Raw genomic sequence first — 21,084 nt, 5'->3', positions numbered from 1 at the left:
GGGTCAGTATGTTTCGAGGTGCAGGCGGCCTTCGGTCTTGAGGGCAGCGCCGATCGTGTCCCAGCTCAGGCCGGCCTGCTGAGCCACGTCGCGCAGCGCCAGCACCACGCCTTCTTCCATCGACTTCAGGCCGCAGACATAGATGCAGGTGTTCGGGTCCTGCAGCAGCGCCGCCAGGTCGGCGGCGCGCTCGCGCATTGCGTCCTGCACGTAGCGCTTGGGGGCGCCGGCCGTGCGCGAGAACGCGAAGTTGATGTCGATGAAGTCCTTGGGCAGGTTCTGCAGCGGACCGAAGTAGGGCAGCTCTTCCTGGGTGCGGGCACCGAAGAACAGCATCAGCTTGCCACTCTCGAATTTTCCGCTGGCGCGCAGGCGTCGGCGCCACTCGGTCATCGCCCGCATCGGCGCGCTGCCGGTGCCGGTGCAGATCATCACGATGTTCGAGCGCGGGTGGTTGGGCATCAGGAAGCTGGTGCCGAAGGGGCCGATCACCTGCACCGTGTCGCCCACCTGGAGGTCGCACATGTAGTTGCTGGCCACACCCCGCACCGGCTTGCCGGCGTGGTCTTCCAGCACCCGCTTGATGGTCAGCGAGAGGTTGTTGTAGCCCGGGCGCTCGCCGTTGCGCGGGCTGGCGATCGAGTACTGGCGCGCATGGTGGGGCTTGCCGCTGGCGTCAGTGCCGGGCGGGATGATGCCGATCGACTGGCCTTCCAGCACCGGGAAGGGCATGGCGCCGAAGTCGAGCACGATGTGGTGGGTGTCGTAGTCCTTGCCGACCTCGGTGACGCGGACGTTGCCGGTGACCGTGGCGGTGACCGTCTTCTGCGCGGCCTTCGGACCGTACAGGTTGGTGTAGGCGTGCGCGGCCGACCAGGGCGGCAGCGTGGCGCCCCAGTCGGCGCTCCGGAAGGCGGTCTCGCCGCTCGGATCTGCCGCGGGGGCCGCGGCAGGCTCGGCGGCCAGGGCGCTGACGTCACCGCCGGACTCGGCCACCGCGGCCTGCAACTGGTCGGGGCTCAGTTCGGCCGGCAACTCGTCCCAGCTGAACTGTTCCTCCAGCGTGTAGGGCCGACCGGCCGGCACACTGCGGTAGTTATCGATCGAGCCGGTGGGGCAGGGCGAGATGCAGGCGTTGCACCAGTTGCAGGTCGCCACGTCGATCACGTAGTTGCGCGAGTCGTGCGTGATCGCGCCGACCGGGCAGGTGGCTTCGCAGGTGTTGCAGCGGATGCAGATCTCGGGATCGATGACGTGCTGCTTGAGCACCGTGGGCAGCGGAGCGTTCATGGCATGTGCCTCGGAGTGAGGGACGAAGTATCGAAGCAAGTCGGCGGGTTGAGGCGCGGGTGAAACCCGTCGTCTCGAACCCGCCGAGGCCGGGGACGGCGCCCGGCGGGCGTCCGGCCTGGCGTCAGTTGAATCTGACGTAGTCGAAGTCGACCGGTTGGCGGTTGATGCCCATCACCGGCGGCGCGATCCAGTTGGCGAACTTGCCCGGCTCAACCACGCGGCCCATCAGGCTGGCCACAAACGCGCGGTCCTCGGCGCTGGGCAGCCAGTCCTTCTCGCGGGCCGCGAATTCGGCCGCGCTGACGGCCTGGCCGTCCGGCGTGATGTGCGCGCCCGAGAGCGTGCCGATCTTGCGGTTGAAGGCCTTGTGCGGCGTGGTCAAGCGGAAGGGAATGCCAGCCTTCTCGATCACCTTGTTCCAGCGGCTGACGCCACCGATCGAGTCCTTGATGTAGTCGTCGCGCAGCACTTCGTTCAGCGCATTGAGCATCGGCACCTCGCGCTCGATCAGCTGGCCATCCTTCAGGCCCAGCACGGCGTAGTGCTGGCCCTGCAGGCGGTGGTCGTCGCCGCGCTTGGTCTCTTCGTAGCGGCCCTTGAGGCCGGAGTTGTAGAAGATCGCGGCGTTGCTGGACTCGTCGGCGCCGAACAGGTCGATCGTCACCGAGAAGTGGAAGTTCAGGTAGCGCTGGATGGTGGGCAGGTCGATCACGCCGGCGGCGCGGATCTTGGCCGGGTCGTCGGTCTTCAGCTCGTTCATCACCTGGCAGGTGCGGGCGATCACGCGGCTCACGCCCGACTCGCCCACGAACATGTGGTGGGCTTCCTCGGTCAGCATGAACTTCGTGGTGCGGGCCAGCGGGTCGAAGCCCGACTCCGCCAGCGCGCACAGCTGGAACTTGCCGTCGCGGTCGGTGAAGTAGGTGAACATGTAGAACGACAGCCAGTCCGGGGTCTTCTCGTTGAAGGCCTGCAGGATGCGCGGGTTGTCGGCGTCGCCCGAGTTGCGCTGCAGCAGCGCATCGGCTTCCTCGCGGCCGTCACGGCCGAAGTACTTGTGCAGCAGGTAGACCATGGCCCACAGATGGCGGCCTTCCTCGACGTTCACCTGGAACAGGTTGCGCAGGTCGTACTGGCTGGGGCAGGTCAGGCCCAGGTGGCGCTGCTGCTCCACCGAGGCCGGCTCGGTGTCGCCCTGGGTGACGATGATGCGGCGCAGGTTGGCGCGGTGTTCGCCAGGCACGTCCTGCCAGGCGGCTTCACCCTTGTGCTCGCCGAAGTTGACCTGGCGGCCTTCTTCCTTGGGGTTCAGGAAGATGCCCCAGCGGTAGTCGGGCATCTTGACGTGGCCGAACTGGGCCCAGCCGTCGGGGTCGACGCTGACGGCGGTGCGCAGGTAGACGTCGAAGTTGGTCGAGCCGTCCGGGCCCATGTCCTGCCACCACTGCAGGTAGTTGGGCTGCCAGTGCTCCAGCGCACGCTGCAGGGTCTTGTCTTCCGAGAGGTTGACGTTGTTGGGGATCTTTTCCGAGTAGTTGATCGAGGACATGGTGTCTCCGTGTGCCGGGATCGGGGGAGTGGTGTTTCGGTGGCGGCGCGCTCCACCCGGAACCGCGCCGCCCAACGTCGAAAGTGGGCTGTGGGGCTCAGACGCGGTTCATGTCGAACTGCGACTTCTCGCCCTTGCCATAGACCTTCAGCGCGCCCTTCTCGCCGACGGCGTTGGGGCGCTGGAAGATCCAGTTCTGCCAGGCGGTCAGGCGGCCGAAGACGCGGGTGACCATGTTCTCCGGGCCATTGAAGCGCAGGTTGGCCTCCATGCCGGTGAGCGCGTCGGGCGACATCGCGGCGCGCTCTTCCAGCGCCAGGCGCACCTCGTCGTCCCAGTCGATGTCGTCGGGGTTGGAGGTGACCAGGCCCAGCGCGAAGGCGGCGTCAGCGTCCAGCGCCTGGCCGATCGTGGCACGCACCGCGGCCATCGGCGCGGCTTCCTCGTAGAAGCGGCGCGCCAGGCGGCTCTGGCCGGTGGCCATGGGGAACAGGCCGAAGTTGATCTCGCCCACACCGATCTTCGGCGCCTTGGCTGCGTCGTCGGGCAGGGCCAGGTGGTAGATGCGGTCGCAGGCCAGGGCCAGCTCCAGCAGGGTGCCGGTGAAGCACGAGCCCGGCTCGATCAGCGCGAACAGCGAGCGCGAGGACACGTCCAGGCGGCTGAGGGTGCGGCGCAGCAGGCCGGTGGTCTCGCGCACCAGCCAGTGGTTCTGGTTCGCCAGCAGCAGGGCATCGAGCGCCTTCACGGCTTCGGCGTCGCCGCTGGTCTTCAGCACCCAGGTGCCGATCTCCAGCTCGTTGGTGCGCAGGTGCAGGATGGCGTCATCCAGTTGGCGGGCCATGGCCAGCGCGTACCAGTCGGCACCGGCGGCGACGATCTGCTCGAGGCTGGTCGGCTGCGCGCCCTCGGGCGCCTTGACGGTGATGACGGCCTGGCGCTTGGCGCGGTCGATCTCGACGCCCACGTGCTGCCATTGCAGGCTGTCGCCGTTGAAGCTGCGCTGGATCGGAGTCAGGGCCACGCCCTGGGCGCCCGCCGGGCGGTCGCTCTGCTCGGCCAGCTGCAGTGCACGCTCCTGGACGCGGGCGGCGAACTGGGCGGGCTTGGCGATCTCGTCGACCAGGCGCCAGGCCACGGCCTTCTGGCCGCGCACGCCTTCGGTGGTGGTGCAGAAGATGTCGGCCAGGTCATGGCGCACCTTGCGCTTGTCGGTGACGCGGGTCAGGCCACCGGTGCCAGGCAGCACGCCCAGCAGCGGCACTTCGGGCAGGCTCACCGCCGAGCTGCGGTCATCGACCAGCAGGATCTCGTCGCAGGCCAGGGCCAGCTCATAGCCGCCGCCGGCGCAGGCGCCGTTGACCGCGGCCAGGAACTTCAGGCCGGAGTGCCTGGACGAATCCTCGAAGCCGTTGCGGGTCTCGTTGGTGAACTTGCAGAAGTTCACCTTCCAGGCGTGGCTGGAGACGCCCAGCATGAAGATGTTGGCGCCCGAGCAGAACACGCGCTCACGGCTGGAGGTCAGCACCACGGTGCGCACCTCGGGGTGCTCGAAGCGGATGCGGTTGATGGCGTCGTGCAGCTCGACGTCCACGCCCAGGTCGTAGCTGTTGAGCTTGAGCTTGTAGCCGGGGCGCAGGCCGGCGTTCTCGTCCACGCCCATGGCCAGCGTGGCGACCGGGCCTTCGAACTTCAGGGTCCAGTGGCGGTACTTGCCGGGCTCGGTGCGGTAGTCGACCAGGGCGGCGGTGTCGGGGGTGGTGCTCATGGTGTCTCCGGGTCAGGGGCGGTGGGTGAGGGGTTGATGCAAGATCGTGCAGCAACCATGGATAGGCATCATAGTGCAGAAAATCCGCTTGTCAAGCGAAAACTGCAGTTTAGTGCATACCCTGAGCCGCCCGGTGCATCGGCTCGACCAGCCGGCGCAGTTCGGCAAAAGCCTGCTCCAGCGGCTTGCCGCCGGTTTCCAGTTGCAGATCGGCCTGGCTGTAGAAGGGGGTGCGCTCAGCCAGGATGTGCTTGAGGTCGTCCATCGCCTCGCGGTTGCCGGCCATCGGGCGCAGGTCGCCCTGGGCCATCACGCGGGCCATGTGTTCCTCGGGCGTGGCCTTGAGCCAGACGGTGACGCAGTGGCCCAGCAGCAGGTTGAAATTGGCCGGGTCAGAGACCACGCCGCCAGGGGTGGCGATCACCGCGTCCGGGTAGAGCTGGATGGTTTCTTCCAGGGCCCGGCGCTCGTAGCGGCGGTAGGCGGCCGAGCCCAGCAGGTTGTGGATCTCCGGCAGGCTGCAGCCGCCGACGCGCTCGATCTCGGTGTTCAGCTCGACGAAGGGCGCGTCCAGCGACTCGGCCAGCAGGCGGCCCAGCGTGGACTTGCCCGCACCGCGCAGGCCGATGAGCGCGATGCGCTGGGCACGTGCATCGGGTGCGCCGGACTGGCCATACAGATCGGTCAGCGCCATGCGGCCGCGGCGCAGCTCGTCCTCGCTGCGGCCACGCAGCAGGTCGCGGATCAGCGCCCATTCGGGTGAACTGCTGGTCTCGTCGCCCAGCAGTTCGGGCAGCGGGCAGTCCAGCGCGCGGCAGACCTGGCGCAGCACCAGCACCGAGGCATTGCCCACGCCCAGCTCCAGGTTGGCCAGGTGGCGCTCGGACACCTGAGAGTGTTGGGACAAGGCCTTGCGGGTCAGGCCGCGGCGCGCCCGCAAGGAGCGCACGCGCTCGCCCAGCGCGGTCAGGAAGGGGTCGCGCGGGTCGCTGGGGCGCTCGGTGGCGGGGGGGTCGGCCAGAGTCGGATCAAAGTCGTCCATGGATTCAGTGATTACCCGAAGCATGCAATATAGTGCTTGACGCGGCCGCTCCGGCCGGGTAAGTTTCGTACATGCACTAAATTTCCACAAGCCTCGCAACCCCCGGGGAAGCGAGGCCCAGGAGACACCGAATGAGCACTGTCGACACCTTCCAGGACCTGATCGCCCCGCTGACCGCCTCGCTGGCCGGCCGCCCGCTGGATGAGGCGCTGGCCGCCGAACTGAACCGCACCCACCCGGCCGGCAGCCCGCTGTTCGAAGCCATCGTCGCGGCCTGCCGGGCCGGTGACGCCGCCGGCTGGATCTGCCCGCACGAGCACGGCGGCATCCGCTACGGCCGGGTGATCAAACCGACACCGGCGCTGAATGGCTTTTCGGTCGATGTGGTCGACATGCGCGATGTGGTGGGCCCGCACCACGTGCACCCGAATGGCGAGATCGACCTGGTGATGCCGCTGGACGGCGACGCCCGCTTTGACGGCCAGGCCGCCGGTTGGAAGGTCTACCCGCCCGGCAGTGCCCACCGCCCCACCGTGACCGGTGGCCGCGCCTACGTGCTGTACCTGCTGCCCGAGGGCGCGATCCAATTCACCAAGGCCTGAGATGGAATCCCTGAAGAACTTCGTGGCCGGCCAATGGGTGGCGGGCCAGGGCGCCGGCACCACGCTGCACGACCCGGTCACCGGCGAGGCGCTGGTGACGGTGTCCAGCGCCGGGCTGGACCTGGGCGCGGCCTTTGCCTTCGCCCGCCAGCAGGGCGGTGCCGCGCTGCGGGCGCTCAGCTACGGTGAGCGCGCCGCGCTGTTGTCGCGCATCGGCGAGGTGCTGGTCGCGAACCGTGATGCCTACGACGAGATCGCCACCCGCAACTCGGGCACCGTGAAGAGTGACTCGGCGGTGGACATCGACGGCGCGATCTACACCCTGGGCCAGTACGCCCGCTGGGGCGCCAAACTCGGTGAGGCCCGGCTGCTGCTGGACGGCGAGCCGGTGGCGCTGGCCAAGGACAACGCCTTCGCGTCGCAGCATGTGATGACCCCCACCCGCGGCGTGGCGCTGTTCATCAACGCCTTCAACTTCCCGGCCTGGGGCCTGTGGGAGAAGGCGGCGCCGGCGCTGCTGTCGGGGGTGCCGGTGATCGTCAAGCCCGCCACCGCCACCGCCTGGCTGACCCAGCGCATGGTGGCTGATGTGGTGGCCGCGGGCATCCTGCCGCTGGGCGCGCTCAGTGTGGTCTGCGGCAGCTCGGCCGGCCTGCTCGATCAGCTGCAGGGCGAGGATGTGCTGAGCTTCACCGGCTCGGCCGAGACGGCCGCCGTCATTCGCTCGCACCCGGCCGTGGTGCGCCACTCGGTGCGCGTCAACATCGAGGCCGACAGCCTGAACTCGGCGCTGCTGCTGCCGGTGGCCGAGGGCTCCGAGGCGTTGTCGCTGTTCGCCCGCGAGGTGGCGCGCGAGATGACCGTGAAGTCGGGCCAGAAGTGCACCGCGATCCGCCGCGCCTTCGTGCCGCGTGCGCTGTACACCGCGGCGGCCGAACTGATCGCCGCCCAGCTGCGCAAGACCGTGGTGGGCAACCCGCGTGACGCGACGGTGCGCATGGGCGCGCTGGTCAGCCAGGAACAGAAGCGCCATGTGGAAGAGGGCCTGGTCACGCTGCTGAGCGAAGCCACGGTGCTGCACGATGGCCGCGCCACGCCGCTGGTTGGCGCCGGGCCGGAGTCGGCCTGCGTGGCACCGGTGCTGCTGGGCTGCGAGCAGCCCGTCACCGCCACACGGGTGCACGACACCGAGGTCTTCGGCCCGGTGGCCACGCTGATGCCCTACGACGACCTGGCCCAGGCCCAGGCCCTGGTGCGCCGCGGTGCCGGCTCGCTGGCCTGCTCGCTCTATGGCGACGACCCGGCGGCGCTGGCCGCCTGCGCCACCGAGCTGGCCGACCTGCACGGCCGTGTGCACATCGTCACCCCTGCGGTGGCGCGGCTGCACACCGGCCACGGCAATGTGATGCCGCAATCGCTGCACGGCGGCCCCGGCCGCGCCGGTGGCGGCGAGGAACTGGGCGGCCTGCGGGCCCTGAACTTCTACCACCGCCGCAGCGCGCTGCAGGCGGCCCCCGAGGTGCTGGCGGCCCTGGGTCCGGCCACCCGGCTCTGACCGGCACCCGAACGATCGGCGACAGGAGACACGCCATGAATGCACAGACCACCGAGCTCGCCGGCGTCCCCGGCCTGGCCGAGCACTTCAACTTCGCGGCGCACCTGCTGTCGCTCAACACCGGCCGTGCCGCCAAGGCGGCCTTTGTCGACGAGACCGGCAGCACCAGCTACGGCGAGCTCGACCAGCGCGTGCGCCAGCTGGCCGCCGCGCTGCGCGCCCAGGGCGTCAAGCGCGAGGAACGCGTGCTGCTGCTGATGCACGACTGCCGCGACTGGCCCGTCGCCTTCCTGGGCGCGATGTACGCCGGCGTGGTGCCGGTGGCCGTCAACACCCTGCTGACGGCCGACGACTACGCCTACATGCTGGAGCACTCGCGCGCCCAGGCCGTGCTGTGCTCGGGCGCGCTGCTGCCGGCCGTGACCGCGGCGATGGTCAAGTCCGACCATGAGGTGCAGAAGGTGGTGGTGTCGCGCCCGATCGCGCCGCTGCACCCCAGCGAGGTCGAGTTCGAGGCCTTCCTGGCGCCGCACGCGCCGCTGGGCAAGCCCGCCGCCACCGGGCCGGACGCGCCGGGCTTCTGGCTGTATTCCAGCGGCTCCACCGGCCGCCCCAAGGGCACGGTGCACTCGCACGGCAACCCCTACTGGACGGCCGAGCTGTATGGCAAGGGCGTGCTGAAGCTGCGCGAGGACGACGTGTGCTTCTCGGCCGCCAAGCTGTTCTTCGCCTACGGCCTGGGCAATGCGCTGAGCTTTCCGCTCAGCGTGGGCGCCACGGTGCTGCTGATGGGCGAGCGGCCCACGCCGGACGCCACCTTCAAGCGCTGGTTGGGCGGCATCGGCGGCGTCCAGCCCACGGTGTTCTATGGGGCGCCCACCGGCTTCGCCGGCATGCTGGCGCATCCGGCGCTGCCGGCGCGCAGCGACGTGAAGCTGCGCCTGGTGTCCTCGGCCGGCGAGGCGCTGCCGGCTGAGCTGGGCCAGCGCTTCAAGGCGCACTTCGGGGTGGACATCGTTGACGGCATCGGCTCGACCGAGATGCTGCACATCTTCCTGTCCAACACGCCCGAGAAGGTGGCCTATGGCACCACCGGCTGGCCGGTGCCGGGCTACACGATCGAGTTGCGCGGCGACGAGGGCCAGCCGGTGCCCGACGGCGAGCCGGGTGACCTCTACATCCAGGGCCCCTCGGCGGCGATGATGTACTGGGGCAACCGGCAGAAGACCCAGGAGACCTTCCAGGGCGGTTGGACCAAGAGCGGCGACAAGTACGTGCGCAACGCTGACGGCAGCTACACCTACGGCGGCCGCAGCGACGACATGCTCAAGGTCAGCGGCATCTATGTCAGCCCCTTCGAGGTGGAAGCCACGCTGGTCCAGCACCCGGCGGTGCTGGAGGCGGCGGTGATCGGCGTCGAGGATGCCGAGGGCTTGACCAAGACCAAGGCCTTCGTGGTGCTCAAGCCCGGCCAGCAGACCGACGAGCCGGCGCTCAAGGCCTTCGTCAAGGACCACCTGGCGCCCTACAAGTACCCGCGCCAGATCGAGTTCGTCGAGGACCTGCCCAAGACGGCCACTGGCAAGATCCAGCGCTTCAAGCTGCGCGACCAGGAACGCGCCAAGGGCCCGGCGGCATGACCCAGCGGGTGCGCATCGACTGGGCCGGACGGCCGGTCGACATCGAACACACCTGGGTCGGGGTGGACGACCCCGCGGCGCCGCTGCTGGTGGTGCTGCACGAGGGCCTGGGCTCGGTGTCGATGTGGCGCGACTTCCCGGACCGGCTGGCGCGCGCCTGCGGCGTGCGGGCGCTGGTGTACTCGCGCCCCGGCTATGGTCGTTCCACGCCGCGCGCGGCCGATGAGCACTGGGGCCTGGACTTCATGCACCGCCAGGCGCAGCAGGTCTTGCCGGCGCTGCTGGACGCGCTGGGTGTGCGCGGCCCTTATGCGCTGCTGGGCCACAGCGATGGCGGCTCGATCGCGCTGTTGCATGCGGCCCACGCACCCCAGCGGGTGAATGCCTGCATCGTGATGGCGCCGCACATCCTGGTCGAGGAATTCGGTCTGAAGAGCATCCGCGAGGCCCGCGTGCAATACGAGCAGGGCGGGCTGCGTGCACCGCTGTCCCGCTACCACGACGACGTCGATTCCGCCTTCTACGGCTGGAACGACATCTGGCTGGCCCCGGACTTTCCCCAGTGGCAAATTACTTCAGAACTAAAGAATATCACGGCACCCGTGCTGGCCATCCAGGGGGAGGACGACCCCTACGGCACGATGGCCCAGATCGATGGAATCGCCAATGGACTGCCGGCCACGCAACTGGTCAAGTTGCCCGGTTGCGGGCATTCGCCGCACCGTGACCAGCCTGAGCCGGTGATCCGCGCCTGCCAGGCCTTTCTTGCCCCCTTGCTTCACCAGGAGACACACGCATGAACGCTCGCACCTCGCTGACCGCCCTGGCCGCTGCCGCGGCCCTGCTGGCCTCGGCTTCGGCCATGGCCCAGGGGGCCAAGCTCAAGGTCGGCCTGATGCTGCCCTACACCGGCACCTACGCCGCGCTGGGCGTGGCCATCGAGAACGGCTTCCGGCTGTACCTGGCCGAGCAGGGCGGCAAGATCGGCGGCCGCGAGGTCGAGTTCAGCAAGGTCGATGATGAATCGGATCCCGCCAAGGCCACCGAGAACGTCAACAAGCTGATCAAGCGCGATGGCGTGGACGTGCTGATCGGCACCGTGCACTCGGGTGTGGCCATGGCCATGGCCAAGGCCGCCAAGGACAACAACGTGCTGCTGATCGTGCCCAATGCCGGCGCCGACGCGGTGACCGGCCCGATGTGCGGCAACAACATCTACCGTTCCTCGTTCAGCAACTGGCAGCCGGGCTACGCCACCGGCGAGGTGATGGCCAAGAAGGGCATCAAGAAGGCCGTGACCATCACCTGGAAGTACGCGGCCGGCGATGAATCGGTCAAGGGCTTCAAGGAGGCCTTCGAGAAGGGCGGCGGCTCGGTGGTGAAGGAGCTGACGCTGCCCTTCCCGAACGTCGAGTTCCAGGCCCTGCTGACCGAGATCGCCGCCATCAAGCCCGACGCGGTCTACACCTTCTTCGCCGGCGGCGGCGCGGTCAAGTTCGTCAAGGACTACGACGCGGCGGGCCTGAAGAAGAGCATCCCGCTGTACGGCTCGGGCTTCCTGACCGATGGCACGCTGGAGGCCCAGGGCGCCTCGGCCGATGGCCTGTTCACCGCGCTGCACTACGGCGACAGCCTGGACAACGCCAAGGACAAGAGCTTCCGCCTGGCCTACGCCAAGACCTACAAGCTGCAGCCGGACGTGTACGCGGTGCAGGGCTATGACGCGGCGCAGATCCTGGGCATCGGCCTGAATGCGGTGAAGGGCGACGTCAGCAAGAAGGCCGAGTTCGCCGCTGCGGTGGAAAAGGCCAAGATCGACAGCCCGCGCGGCGCCTTCACGCTGAGCAAGGCGCACAACCCGGTGCAGGACATGTACCTGCGCCAGGTGGTGGGCAAGGAAAACAAGGTGGTGGGCATTGCCTCCAAGTCGCTGGCCGATCCGGCCCGTGGCTGTAAGGGCTGAGCCCCCAGGCTCGCTGGCGCTCGCCACCCCCCGCGGGGGCTCCACCAGCGGACCGGCATAGCCGGATCCGCGGTGGTGACTTGAGGGGGCGTCGGCCTTCCGGCCTCCTTTTCTTCTGCGGCGTTGCGGCGCCTTGATGGACTGTTGTGGATCTCGCCACTTTTCTCATCCAGTGCCTGAATGCGGTGCAGTACGGGCTGCTGCTGTTCCTGGTGGCCTCGGGGCTGACGCTGATCTTCGGGATCATGGGCGTCATCAACCTGGCGCATGGCAGCTTCTACATGATCGGCGCCTACATGGCCTATGCGCTGGCGCCGGCGGTGGAGCAGTGGCTGGGCGGCGGTTTCTTCACGGTGATGGCGGTGGGCATCGTGCTGTCGGTGCTGCTGGGTTACGTGCTGGAGTGGGTGTTCATCAGCTACCTGTACGAGCGCGAGCACCTGCAGCAGGTGCTGATGACCTACGGCCTGATCCTGGTGTTCGAGGAACTGCGCTCGATCATCGTGGGCGATGACGTGCACGGCGTGCAGCCGCCGGCCTGGCTGTCGGGCAGCATTCCGCTGGGCGAGGTGATGACCTACCCGGTCTATCGCCTGTTCATCTCGGCGGTGTGCGTGGCGGTGGCGCTGGCGATGTGGGCGGTGCTGGCGCGCACGCGGCTGGGCATGCGCATCCGCGCCGGTGCCAGCAACCGCGACATGGTGCGGGCCATGGGTGTGGACATCCGGCTGCTGTACCGCGTGGTGTTTGCGGTGGGCGTGGCGCTGGCGGCGCTGGCCGGGATGATCGCGGCGCCGGTGTCCTCGGTCTACCCGGGCATGGGCTCGAGCGTGCTGATCATCTGCTTCGTGGTGGTGGTGATCGGCGGTATCGGCTCGATCAAGGGCGCGCTGATCGCGGCGCTGCTGGTGGGCTTTGTCGACACCTTCGGCAAGGTGCTGGTGCCGGGCATTGCCGGTGTCTCGGTGTACCTGCTGATGGCGGTGATGTTGTTGTGGAAGCCGGAAGGGCTGTTCAAGGCAGGCTGATGTTCGAGACCGGTTTCCTTCGCAAGGCGGTGCCCGTGGCACTGGCCTTCATCCTGCTGGCCCTGTGGCCGCTGTGGGCACCGCCCTTCTATGCCGAGCTGGCGATGAAGATCATGATCCTGGCGATCTTCGCGCTGAGCCTGGAACTGCTGGTCGGCCAGACCGGCCTGGTCTGCTTCGGTCAGGCGGCGTTCTTCGGCATCGGCGCCTATGCGGCTGCGGTACTGACGCCGCAGAGCGAGGCGGCCTCGCTGTGGCTGACCGCGGCGGCGGCGGTGGCGGCGGCCGGCGGCTATGCGCTGCTGGTGGGCGCGCTGTCGCTGCGCACCAAGGGCGTGTACTTCATCATGATCACACTGGCCTTTGCGCAGATGGCCTTCTTCGTGGCGCACGACACCAATTGGGTGGGCGGCAGCGACGGCATCTACCTCTACTTCAAGCCCGATGCGTCGATCTTCGGCTGGAAGCCCTTCGACCTGGACCAGGGCCACACGCTGTACTGGCTGGTCTGGGCCTGCCTGCTGGGCGTGGCGGCGTTCTGGTCGGTGATGCTGCGCAGCCGCTTCGGCCGCGCGCTGGCCGGCATCAAGGTCAACGAACAGCGCATGCGGGCGGCGGGCTTCGCCACCTACCCGTACAAGCTGGCGGTGTTCGTCTTCTCGGCCATGCTGGCGGGGCTGGCGGGCTATCTGTTCGCGGTGAAGGATGGTGTGGTGAACCCCGAGCTGATGTCCTGGCACCAGAGCGGCGCGGTGCTGATCATGATCATCCTGGGCGGCCTGGGCCATCTGCGCGGCGCGTTGATCGGCGCGCTGGCCTTCACGCTGCTGCAGGAGCTGTTCCAGTCGCAGGCGGTGTTCGGCCCGTTTGCCAAGCACTGGCAGCTGATGCTGGGCCTGGCCATCATCGCCTTCGTGGCGCTGCTGCCGCGCGGCCTGATTGGCCTGGTCACGCCGAAGGAGGGCGCATGAGCGGTGATGCCCTTCTGCTGCGCGCACAGGGCCTGTCGCGCTTCTTCGGTGGCCTCAAGGCGGTCGAAGGCGTGACGCTGGACCTGCGCCAGGGCGAACTGCACGCGGTCATCGGCACCAATGGCGCCGGCAAGTCCACGCTGATCAATCTGCTCTCGGGCGAACTGCCCGCCTCGGCGGGCACGGTGGAACTGCTGGGCCAGGACGTGACCGGCTGGACCCAGCCGCGCCGCGCCCGCGCGGGTCTGGGCCGCAGCTACCAGCGCAACACCATCTTCCTGCCCTTCAGCGTGCGCGAGAACTGCCGCCTGGCGGCCCAGGCACGGTGGCAGAAGCCCTGGAACTGGCTCACCCCCGCCACCGCCTGCCGCGACGCCATGCAGGCCGCCGACGAGGCCTTGGCGCGCACCGGCCTTGCCGAGGTGGCCGAGCGGACCGCCGGCGTGTTGTCGCACGGCCAGAAACGCCAGCTGGAGATTGCGATGTGCCTGGCGTCCAACCCCAAGGTCCTGCTGCTCGACGAGCCGCTGGCCGGCATGGGCGCCGAGGAGACCGAACGCATGCTGACCCTGCTGGGCGAGCTCAAGGCCGGCCACGCGATCCTGCTGGTGGAACACGACATGGATGCGGTGTTCCGCGTCGCCGACCGCATCACCGTGATGGTCAACGGCCGTGTCATCGCCAGTGGCGCACCGACCGAGGTGCGCGCCAACCGTGACGTCCAACTGGCCTACCTCGGGGATTCCCATTGATGAGCGCCGCCCCGTTTCTTCAGGCGCGTGACCTGCACGCGCACTATGGCCAGAGCCACATCCTGCACGGCATCAGCCTGGCCATTGCGCCGGGCGAGGCGGTGGGTCTGCTGGGCCGCAACGGCATGGGCAAGACCACGCTGATCCGCACGCTGATCGGCCAACTGCGCGCCAGCGCGGGACAGGTGCAGGTCGCCGGTCGGGACATGAGCGGCCAGCCGCCCGAGAAGATCGTCCGGCTGGGCATCGGCTATGTGCCCGAGGGCCGCGGCGTCTTCCCCAACCTCAGCGTGCGCGAGAACCTGGTGATGGCGGCGCGCGCCGGCACCCGAGGCCAGGTCGACTGGACCTTCGAGCGCGTGCTGGAGACCTTCCCCCGCCTGGCCGAGCGCCTGACCAACGGCGGCGGCCAGCTCAGCGGCGGCGAGCAGCAGATGCTGGCCATCGGCCGCGCGCTGATGACCAACCCGGATCTGCTGATCCTCGACGAAGCCACCGAGGGCCTGGCGCCGCTGGTGGTGGCCGAGATCTGGCGCGTCATCAGCCTGGTGCGCCGCACCGGCATCGCCTCGCTGGTGGTCGACCGCGACTTCCGCAAGGTGCTGGCGAACACCGACCGCGCGCTGGTGCTGGAAAAGGGTCGCCTGGTGCTGGAAGGCGCTTCGGAGACACTGTCTGCTGACGAAGCCGCGCTGCACCGCTACCTGGGCGTCTGAGCCCGCGCCACCCCACGCCATTCGAGTCTGACTCCTTTTTCAGGAACCTGCTGCCATGAGCACCCGCCACGCCTTCATCTGCGATGCCCAACGCACGCCCTTCGGCCGCTACGGCGGCGCCTTGTCGTCGGTCCGCACCGACGACCTGGGCGCCGTGCCGCTGCAGGCGCTGATGGCACGCAACCCGAAGGTCGATTGGGCCGCGGTGACCGATGTGATCTTCGGCTGCGCCAACCAGGCCGGCGAGGACAACCGCAACGTGGCGCACATGGCCAGCCTGCTGGCCGGCCTGCCGCTGGAGGTGCCGGGCACCACGGTGAACCGGCTGTGTGGCTCGGGCATGGACGCGGTGGGCATCGCCGCGCGCGCCATCAAGGCGGGCGAGGCCGGTCTGATGATCGCCGGCGGTGTCGAGAGCATGAGCCGCGCGCCCTTCGTCATGCCCAAGGCCGAGAGCGCCTTCAGCCGTGCCAATGCGGTGTACGACACCACCATCGGCTGGCGCTTCATCAACCCGAAGATGAAGGCCGCCTACGGTGTGGACGCGATGCCCGAGACCGCCGAGAACGTGGCCACCGATTTCAGGATCGAGCGCGAGGCCCAGGACCGCATGGCCCTGGCCAGCCAGAAGAAGGCCGTGGCTGCGCAGTTGGCTGGCTACTTTGACGCCGAGATCTGCCCGGTGACGATCCCGCAGAAGAAGGGCGAGGCCATCGTCGTCGCCAAGGACGAGCACCCCCGCGACACCAGCCTGGAAGCGCTGGCCAAGCTCAAGGGCGTGGTGCGCCCCGACGGCACGGTGACCGCCGGCAACGCCAGCGGCGTCAACGACGGCGCCTGCGCGCTGCTGCTGGCCGACGAGGCCAGCGCCGCCCGCCACGGCCTGACGCCGCGCGCCCGCGTGGTGGGCATGGCCACCGCTGGCGTGCCGCCGCGCATCATGGGCATCGGCCCGGCGCCGGCCAGCCGCAAGGTGCTGGAACTGACCGGCCTGAGTCTGGCGCAAATGGACGTGATCGAACTCAACGAGGCCTTCGCCGCTCAGGGCCTGGCCGTGCTGCGCGACCTGGGCCTGCAAGACGACGACCCGCGCGTCAACCCGAACGGCGGCGCCATCGCCCTGGGCCACCCGCTGGGCGCCAGCGGCGCGCGCCTGGTGACCACCGCCGTCAACCAGTTGCACCGCAGCGGCGGCCGCTACGCGCTGTGCACGATGTGCATCGGCGTGGGGCAGGGCATTGCGTTGATCGTCGAGCGGGTCTGACGACGGGCTGCTGGCTGCCCACAGCGGCCGTAGGCCGCGATGGGCCATGCCTGCTGCAGTACGCCAACGGTGGATTCAGCCAAGGCCTGAGCGGCCTGGGGATGGTGGCGCTGTCGGGGGCGCCGAGGAGCGCAGACGCCCCGGGGCGCGCGCCGCAGGCGCGCCTCGTGCACTGACTTGGTCGACACTGTTTGACCGGAGCGAGCCGCAGGCGAGCGCAGGGAGTTTGTCGACCACCCCGGGGCGTTGAGCACCACAGGGAAGTCGGCGCAGCCGACCGCCACCGTCTGCGACGACAGCACCAGGTCGCTCAGGCCTTGGCTGCGCGCCAACCTCTGCAGGAAGACCACTTGCAACGGTCGGAGCGAGCCAAGGGCTGGGCAGGCAGGCAGAGCCGGCCAGCGAGGGCGGTCGGCTGCGCCGACTACCCTGTGGTGCTCGGCCTGCAGGGCGGCCCCCAAACTCGCTACGCTCACCTGCGGTTCGCTGCGCTCAGACAGTGTGGGCCAAGTCAGAGAGATTTGCCCTGCAGTCCTGCGCTCCTCGGCGCCCTCTGATGGCCGGCTCTGCCTGCCTGCCCAGCCCTTGGCGGCACGGTTGGCGTAGCGCGTTGGCCCACAGCGGCCTACGGCCGCTGTGGGCAGGAAGCGGTCCTTCTCGTCCTCCGCTCAGCCGATCTCCACCGCCACCTTGCCAAACTGCTGGCCACTCTCCAGGCGATCCAGCCCAGCGTGCACCTGGTCCAGCGTGAAGCGCGAGTCGATCACGGGGCGCAGGCCGTGGCGTTCGACCCAGCTGACCAGGTCGCGCATCTCGCTCAGCGTGCCCAGCGTCGAGCCCAGCACCTGCAGTTGACGGATGAACATGCGGCGCAGATCGGCCCCGGGCTGATCGCCGGTGGTGGCGCCGCAGGTCACCAGCCGACCGCCGCGGGCCAGTGATTTCAGGGCCGAGGACCAGACCGCGGCGCCCACGTTCTCGAACACCACGTCCACGCCGTGGCCCTGGGTCAGGCGGGCCACCTCCTTGGCCACGTCCTGGCGTGACGAGTCGATCACCTCGTCGGCGCCCAGGGCTCGGGCGCGCTCGAGCTTGGCGGCATCGCGCGAGGTGGCGATCACCCGCGCGCCGATGCCCTTGGCCAGTTGCAGCCCGGCCAGCGACACGCCGCCGCCAATGCCGAAGACCAGCACGGTCTCCCAGGGCTGCAGGCGGGCGCGCGTGAACAGCATGCGCCAGGCGGTGAGGTGGTTCACGCCCAGCGCAGCGGCCTCGGACGCATCCAGGTGCGCGGGCCAGGCGAACAGATTGCGCGCCGGCAGGCTGACGTACTCGGCCAGCGTGCCGTCGCGGTGCTCGCCCAGGTAGCGGATGCCGGCGCACAGCACATCGTCACCGCGCAGGCAGTGGGCGCACTGGCCACAGGCCACGCCCGGATGCACGATCACGCGTTGCCCTGCGCCCCAATGACGCACGCCGGGGCCGACGGCATCGACCGTGCCTGCGCCGTCCAGGCCCATGATCTGCGGCAGGCTGTGCGTGATGCCGGCGCCGCTGTCACGCATGTACAGGTCCACGCGGTTCAGCGTGGCGGCCTGCAGCCGCACGCGCACCTCGCCCTCGCCCACGGCGGGCAACGGACGCTCGCCCACCTGCACCACCTCGTTGCCACCGTGACCGGTGATGAATGCTGCCCTCACGTCGTTGCTCCTCCTGGCGTGGATTGTCCCGTCGCGCGTGTCAGCCGGTCGACAGGGGCTTGCCCGCGGGCCGGGCGACAATCGGGGGATGTTCAGTTTCTTTCGCAAGAAGTCGCCGCCGCCCGCACCGCCCGAGGCGCCTGTGTCCGCACCTGCCGTGGCGGCGCCCGAACCGGCGGTCGAGACCGCCCTGCCCGCGGTCGTCGAGACCACGCCCAAGCCCGAAGCCCGCACCGGCTGGCTGGGCCGGCTGCGACAGGGCCTGGCGCGCACCGGCAGCAGCATCGCCCAGGTCTTCACCGGCACGAAGATCGACGACGCGCTCTACGAGGAGCTCGAAGCCGCGCTGCTGATGGCCGACGCTGGCGTCAAGGCCACCGAGTTCCTGCTCGAGGACCTCAAGCGCCGCGTCAAGGACGCCAAGGCCACCGAGCCCTCCGCCGTGAAGGGCCTGCTGGCCGACGCGGTGACCGACCTGCTGCGGCCGCTGCAGCGCTCGCTGGAGGTCGGCCGACACCACCCGACGGTGGTGATGGTGGTGGGCGTCAACGGCGCCGGCAAGACCACCAGCATCGGCAAGCTCACCCGTCACCTGGCCGAGCATGACGCCAAGGTGCTGCTGGCCGCCGCCGACACCTTCCGCGCCGCAGCGCGCGAACAGCTGCAGGTCTGGGCCGGCCGCAACCAGGTCGAGATCATCAGCCAGGAGGGCGGCGACCCGGCTGCGGTCAGCTTTGATGCGGTGACCGCCGGCAAGGCGCGCGGCGCCGACGTGGTGATCGCCGACACCGCCGGCCGTCTGCCCACGCAGTTGCACCTGATGGAGGAGCTGAAGAAGATCAAGCGCGTGATCGCCAAGGCCGACGAGACCGCGCCGCACGAGGTGCTGCTGGTCGTCGACGGCAACACCGGCCAGAACGCGCTGGCCCAGGTCAAGGCCTTCGACGACGCGCTGGGCCTGACCGGCCTGATCGTCACCAAGCTGGATGGCACCGCCAAGGGCGGCGTGCTGGCCGCCATCGCGCGCGAGCGGCCGATCCCGGTCTACTTCATTGGCGTGGGCGAGAAGCTCGAGGACCTGCAGACCTTCGACGCGCGCGAGTTCGCGCAAGCCGTGATCGGTTGACCCCCAGGCTTGCCGCTGCGCGGCTTCGCCACTTCCCAAAGGCCGCTTGATCAGGCAGCCGTAGGGCCTTCCGCGTCGATCGCGGCGAACACCTCGCGCGCGGTGCGGAATGCGTCCATCGCCGCTGGCGCGCCGCAGTAGACGGCCGATTGCAGGAAGGCCTCGCGGATCTCCTCTCGCGTGACGCCGTTGTTCAGTGCGCCCCGCAGGTGCAGCTTCAGCTCATGCGGGCGGTTCAGCGCCACCAGCATCGCCAGCACCAGCAGGCTGCGGTCGCGCCGCGGCAGGCCGGGGCGGTTCCAGATGTCGCCCCAGGCGACCTGGGTGACAAATTCCTGCAGCGGCAGGCTGAACGGGTCGGCGTTGCGGATGGCGTTGTCCACGTAGTCGGCGCCCAGCACCTCGCGGCGCGTGGCCAGACCCTTGGCAAAGAGCTCGTCGTTCATTTCAGGAACAGCTGGTAGACCGGGTTGTCGGTCTCGTCGACACAAGGGTAGGCCAGCGTCGCGAGGAAGTCCTTGAAGGCCTTCTTGTCGGCCTTGGGCACCTGCATGCCCACCAGGATGCGGCCGTAATCGGCGCCCTGGTTGCGGTAGTGGAACAGGCTGATGTTCCAGTCGGGGTGCATGGCCGACAGGAAGCGCATCAGCGCCCCCGGCCGCTCGGGGAACTCGAAGCGGTACAGGCGCTCGTCGCGTGCCAGCTCGCTGCGGCCGCCCACCATGTGGCGCACATGCTCCTTGGCCAGTTCGTCGTCGGTGAGGTTGACGGTGGCAAAGCCGTGCTTGACGAAGTTGCGCTCGATCTTGTCGGCCTCGTCGCGCTTGCTGATGCTGACGCCCACGAAGACGTGGGCCACACGGGCGTCGGAGATGCGGTAGTTGAACTCGGTCACGCTGCGCGTGCCCACCAGCTCGCAGAAGCGTCGGAAGCTGCCGCGCTCCTCGGGGATGGTGACGGCGAACAGGGCTTCGCGTTGCTCGCCGAACTCGGCCCGCTCGGCGACGAAGCGCAGGCGGTCGAAGTTCATGTTGGCGCCGCAGTTCACCGCCACGAAGGTCTTGCCCTTGAGCTGGTGCTTGTGCACGTACTGCTTCATGCCGGCCACGCCCAGCGCGCCCGAGGGCTCGACCACGTTGCGGGTGTCCTGGAAGATGTCCTTCATCGCGGCGCAGAGCTCGTCGGTGGTGACGCGCACGTAGTCGTCCACCAGTTCGCGCGCCAGGCGGAAGGTCTCCTCGCCCACCAGCTTCACCGCGGTGCCGTCGGCGAACAGACCCACATCGGCCAGCTGCACGCGCTTGCCGGCCTGGACCGAGCGGATCATGGCGTCGGAGTCCACCGTCTGCACGCCGATCACCTTGATCTCCGGGCGCACCGCCTTGATGTACGAGGCCACGCCCGAGATCAGACCGCCGCCGCCAATCGCCACGAACACCGCCTCGATCGGGCCCTGGTGCTGGCGCAGGATCTCCATCGCGATCGTGCCCTGGCCGGCGATCACGTCGGGGTCGTCGAAGGGGTGGACGAAGGTCAGGCCCTGGGCCTTCTCCAGCTCGACCGCGTGGCCGTAGGCGTCGGAGTAGCTCTCGCCGTGCAGCACCACCTCGCCGCCGAGCGCACCGACGGCATCGACCTTGACCTTGGGTGTGGTCACCGGCATCACGATCACCGCGCGGCAGCCCAGCTTGCGCGCGCCCAGCGCCACGCCCTGGGCGTGGTTGCCGGCCGAGGCACAGATGACGCCGCGCTGCAGTTGCTCGGGCGTCAGGTGGGCCATCTTGTTGTACGCGCCGCGCAGCTTGAAGCTGAACACCGGCTGCAGGTCCTCGCGCTTGAGCAGCACGTGGTTGCCGGTGCGCCGGCTCAGCGCACGGGCCGGCTCCAGCGGGGACTCGATCGCCACGTCATAGACCTTGGCCGTCAGGATGCGGCGCAGGTAGTCGGCGGGGGCGGGGCGTTGCGGGGTGGCCGCTCGCGTGCGCGCACGCGGCTGGCGGGGGGCGCCGGCCATGGGCGTCTCTCCTGTGGGGGGTGGGTGGGCGCACGACCCCGGCCGGGAGGCCCGACGTCGCTGCTGCAGCGCGTCATGATACCGGGGGCCCCAAGAAAAAA

At 69.2% G+C, this 21,084-nt stretch carries 18 protein-coding genes; 11 read left to right on the top strand and 7 right to left on the bottom strand.

What is annotated here, in order from left to right:
• Positions 1 to 3: 3 nt before the first annotated feature.
• The 4 genes from boxA to KAK07_RS13815 form a co-directional block, all read right to left on the bottom strand.
• Positions 4 to 1,290: a benzoyl-CoA 2,3-epoxidase subunit BoxA gene (boxA, locus tag KAK07_RS13830; RefSeq protein ID WP_210861405.1), complete on the bottom strand. Its 1,287-nt coding sequence runs from the start codon at positions 1,288 to 1,290 to the stop codon at positions 4 to 6.
• Positions 1,291 to 1,414: 124 nt separating this feature from the next.
• Entirely contained in the window at positions 1,415 to 2,842 is a 1,428-nt protein-coding gene (boxB, locus tag KAK07_RS13825) for a benzoyl-CoA 2,3-epoxidase subunit BoxB (RefSeq protein ID WP_210861403.1), read from the bottom strand.
• A gap of 97 nt (positions 2,843 to 2,939) precedes the next feature.
• Positions 2,940 to 4,610, bottom strand: coding sequence for a 2,3-epoxybenzoyl-CoA dihydrolase (gene boxC / locus KAK07_RS13820; protein WP_210861401.1), 1,671 nt, complete (start codon positions 4,608 to 4,610; stop codon positions 2,940 to 2,942).
• A gap of 109 nt (positions 4,611 to 4,719) precedes the next feature.
• Positions 4,720 to 5,652 carry a helix-turn-helix transcriptional regulator gene (locus KAK07_RS13815; protein ID WP_210861399.1) on the bottom strand — a complete coding sequence of 311 codons (933 nt, stop codon included), beginning with the start codon at positions 5,650 to 5,652 and terminating at the stop codon, positions 4,720 to 4,722.
• A gap of 131 nt (positions 5,653 to 5,783) precedes the next feature.
• On the opposite strand from KAK07_RS13815, the gene KAK07_RS13810 reads away from it, so the two are divergent.
• The 10 genes from KAK07_RS13810 (at position 5,784) to pcaF (ending at position 16,143) form a co-directional block, all read left to right on the top strand.
• Positions 5,784 to 6,254: a 4-hydroxylaminobenzoate lyase gene (locus tag KAK07_RS13810; RefSeq protein ID WP_210861397.1), complete on the top strand. Its 471-nt coding sequence runs from the start codon at positions 5,784 to 5,786 to the stop codon at positions 6,252 to 6,254.
• Position 6,255: 1 nt separating this feature from the next.
• Positions 6,256 to 7,809, top strand: a complete 1,554-nt coding sequence (locus KAK07_RS13805; RefSeq protein ID WP_210861395.1) for a 3,4-dehydroadipyl-CoA semialdehyde dehydrogenase — start codon at positions 6,256 to 6,258, stop codon at positions 7,807 to 7,809.
• A 35-nt stretch (positions 7,810 to 7,844) separates the two neighbouring features.
• Complete coding sequence (locus tag KAK07_RS13800; RefSeq protein ID WP_210861393.1) at positions 7,845 to 9,449, top strand: benzoate-CoA ligase family protein; 1,605 nt, start codon at positions 7,845 to 7,847, stop codon at positions 9,447 to 9,449.
• Complete coding sequence (locus KAK07_RS13795; RefSeq protein WP_210861391.1) at positions 9,446 to 10,249, top strand: alpha/beta fold hydrolase; 804 nt, start codon at positions 9,446 to 9,448, stop codon at positions 10,247 to 10,249. The genes KAK07_RS13800 and KAK07_RS13795 overlap by 4 nt, the downstream gene beginning before the upstream one ends.
• Positions 10,246 to 11,412 carry an ABC transporter substrate-binding protein gene (locus KAK07_RS13790; protein ID WP_210861389.1) on the top strand — a complete coding sequence of 389 codons (1,167 nt, stop codon included), beginning with the start codon at positions 10,246 to 10,248 and terminating at the stop codon, positions 11,410 to 11,412. Before KAK07_RS13795 ends, KAK07_RS13790 begins: the two co-directional genes overlap by 4 nt.
• A gap of 146 nt (positions 11,413 to 11,558) precedes the next feature.
• On the top strand, positions 11,559 to 12,440 hold the full coding sequence (locus KAK07_RS13785; protein WP_210855705.1) for a branched-chain amino acid ABC transporter permease: 882 nt from the start codon (positions 11,559 to 11,561) through the stop codon (positions 12,438 to 12,440).
• Positions 12,440 to 13,411, top strand: coding sequence for a branched-chain amino acid ABC transporter permease (locus KAK07_RS13780; RefSeq protein ID WP_210855703.1), 972 nt, complete (start codon positions 12,440 to 12,442; stop codon positions 13,409 to 13,411). Before KAK07_RS13785 ends, KAK07_RS13780 begins: the two co-directional genes overlap by 1 nt.
• The gene (locus KAK07_RS13775) at positions 13,408 to 14,163 is read left to right on the top strand and encodes an ABC transporter ATP-binding protein (protein WP_210861387.1); all 756 of its coding nucleotides are present in this window, start codon (positions 13,408 to 13,410) and stop codon (positions 14,161 to 14,163) included. Before KAK07_RS13780 ends, KAK07_RS13775 begins: the two co-directional genes overlap by 4 nt.
• Positions 14,163 to 14,879: an ABC transporter ATP-binding protein gene (locus KAK07_RS13770; protein WP_210861385.1), complete on the top strand. Its 717-nt coding sequence runs from the start codon at positions 14,163 to 14,165 to the stop codon at positions 14,877 to 14,879. The genes KAK07_RS13775 and KAK07_RS13770 overlap by 1 nt, the downstream gene beginning before the upstream one ends.
• 55 nt (positions 14,880 to 14,934) lie before the next feature.
• Positions 14,935 to 16,143, top strand: coding sequence for a 3-oxoadipyl-CoA thiolase (pcaF, locus tag KAK07_RS13765; protein ID WP_210855697.1), 1,209 nt, complete (start codon positions 14,935 to 14,937; stop codon positions 16,141 to 16,143).
• A gap of 668 nt (positions 16,144 to 16,811) precedes the next feature.
• Here pcaF and KAK07_RS13760 read toward each other — a convergent pair.
• A complete protein-coding gene (locus tag KAK07_RS13760) occupies positions 16,812 to 17,843 on the bottom strand; it encodes a zinc-binding dehydrogenase (RefSeq protein WP_210861382.1) in 1,032 nt (343 codons plus the stop codon).
• Between the two features lie 88 nt (positions 17,844 to 17,931).
• On the opposite strand from KAK07_RS13760, the gene ftsY reads away from it, so the two are divergent.
• Positions 17,932 to 18,969 (top strand): signal recognition particle-docking protein FtsY, encoded by a 1,038-nt coding sequence (gene ftsY / locus KAK07_RS13755; protein ID WP_210854224.1) that lies wholly within the window; start codon positions 17,932 to 17,934, stop codon positions 18,967 to 18,969.
• 50 nt (positions 18,970 to 19,019) lie between these two features.
• On the opposite strand, the gene KAK07_RS13750 is transcribed toward ftsY, so the two are convergent.
• Positions 19,020 to 19,415 (bottom strand): carboxymuconolactone decarboxylase family protein, encoded by a 396-nt coding sequence (locus KAK07_RS13750; RefSeq protein ID WP_210854223.1) that lies wholly within the window; start codon positions 19,413 to 19,415, stop codon positions 19,020 to 19,022.
• A complete protein-coding gene (ilvA, locus tag KAK07_RS13745) occupies positions 19,412 to 20,983 on the bottom strand; it encodes a threonine ammonia-lyase, biosynthetic (RefSeq protein ID WP_210854222.1) in 1,572 nt (523 codons plus the stop codon). Before ilvA ends, KAK07_RS13750 begins: the two co-directional genes overlap by 4 nt.
• Positions 20,984 to 21,084: the final 101 nt, after the last annotated feature.

This window comes from Ideonella alba (assembly GCF_018069875.1).
Taxonomy (GTDB): Bacteria; Pseudomonadota; Gammaproteobacteria; order Burkholderiales; family Burkholderiaceae_C; genus Ideonella; species Ideonella alba.
The sequence above is the reverse complement of the archived record's forward strand: the minus strand, read 5'-3'. Positions and strand labels throughout refer to the sequence as shown.

Bases quoted from the DNA above. Each gene is read 5' to 3' on its own strand.
- boxA (WP_210861405.1), bottom strand. From the start codon at position 1,290: ATGAACGCTCCGCTGCCCACGGTGCTCAAGCAGCACGTCATCGATCCC.
- boxB (WP_210861403.1), bottom strand. From the start codon at position 2,842: ATGTCCTCGATCAACTACTCGGAAAAGATCCCCAACAACGTCAACCTC.
- boxC (WP_210861401.1), bottom strand. From the start codon at position 4,610: ATGAGCACCACCCCCGACACCGCCGCCCTGGTCGACTACCGCACCGAG.
- KAK07_RS13815 (WP_210861399.1), bottom strand. From the start codon at position 5,652: ATGGACGACTTTGATCCGACTCTGGCCGACCCCCCCGCCACCGAGCGC.
- KAK07_RS13810 (WP_210861397.1), top strand. From the start codon at position 5,784: ATGAGCACTGTCGACACCTTCCAGGACCTGATCGCCCCGCTGACCGCC.
- KAK07_RS13805 (WP_210861395.1), top strand. From the start codon at position 6,256: ATGGAATCCCTGAAGAACTTCGTGGCCGGCCAATGGGTGGCGGGCCAG.
- KAK07_RS13800 (WP_210861393.1), top strand. From the start codon at position 7,845: ATGAATGCACAGACCACCGAGCTCGCCGGCGTCCCCGGCCTGGCCGAG.
- KAK07_RS13795 (WP_210861391.1), top strand. From the start codon at position 9,446: ATGACCCAGCGGGTGCGCATCGACTGGGCCGGACGGCCGGTCGACATC.
- KAK07_RS13790 (WP_210861389.1), top strand. From the start codon at position 10,246: ATGAACGCTCGCACCTCGCTGACCGCCCTGGCCGCTGCCGCGGCCCTG.
- KAK07_RS13780 (WP_210855703.1), top strand. From the start codon at position 12,440: ATGTTCGAGACCGGTTTCCTTCGCAAGGCGGTGCCCGTGGCACTGGCC.
- KAK07_RS13775 (WP_210861387.1), top strand. From the start codon at position 13,408: ATGAGCGGTGATGCCCTTCTGCTGCGCGCACAGGGCCTGTCGCGCTTC.
- KAK07_RS13770 (WP_210861385.1), top strand. From the start codon at position 14,163: ATGAGCGCCGCCCCGTTTCTTCAGGCGCGTGACCTGCACGCGCACTAT.
- pcaF (WP_210855697.1), top strand. From the start codon at position 14,935: ATGAGCACCCGCCACGCCTTCATCTGCGATGCCCAACGCACGCCCTTC.
- ftsY (WP_210854224.1), top strand. From the start codon at position 17,932: ATGTTCAGTTTCTTTCGCAAGAAGTCGCCGCCGCCCGCACCGCCCGAG.
- KAK07_RS13750 (WP_210854223.1), bottom strand. From the start codon at position 19,415: ATGAACGACGAGCTCTTTGCCAAGGGTCTGGCCACGCGCCGCGAGGTG.
- ilvA (WP_210854222.1), bottom strand. From the start codon at position 20,983: ATGGCCGGCGCCCCCCGCCAGCCGCGTGCGCGCACGCGAGCGGCCACC.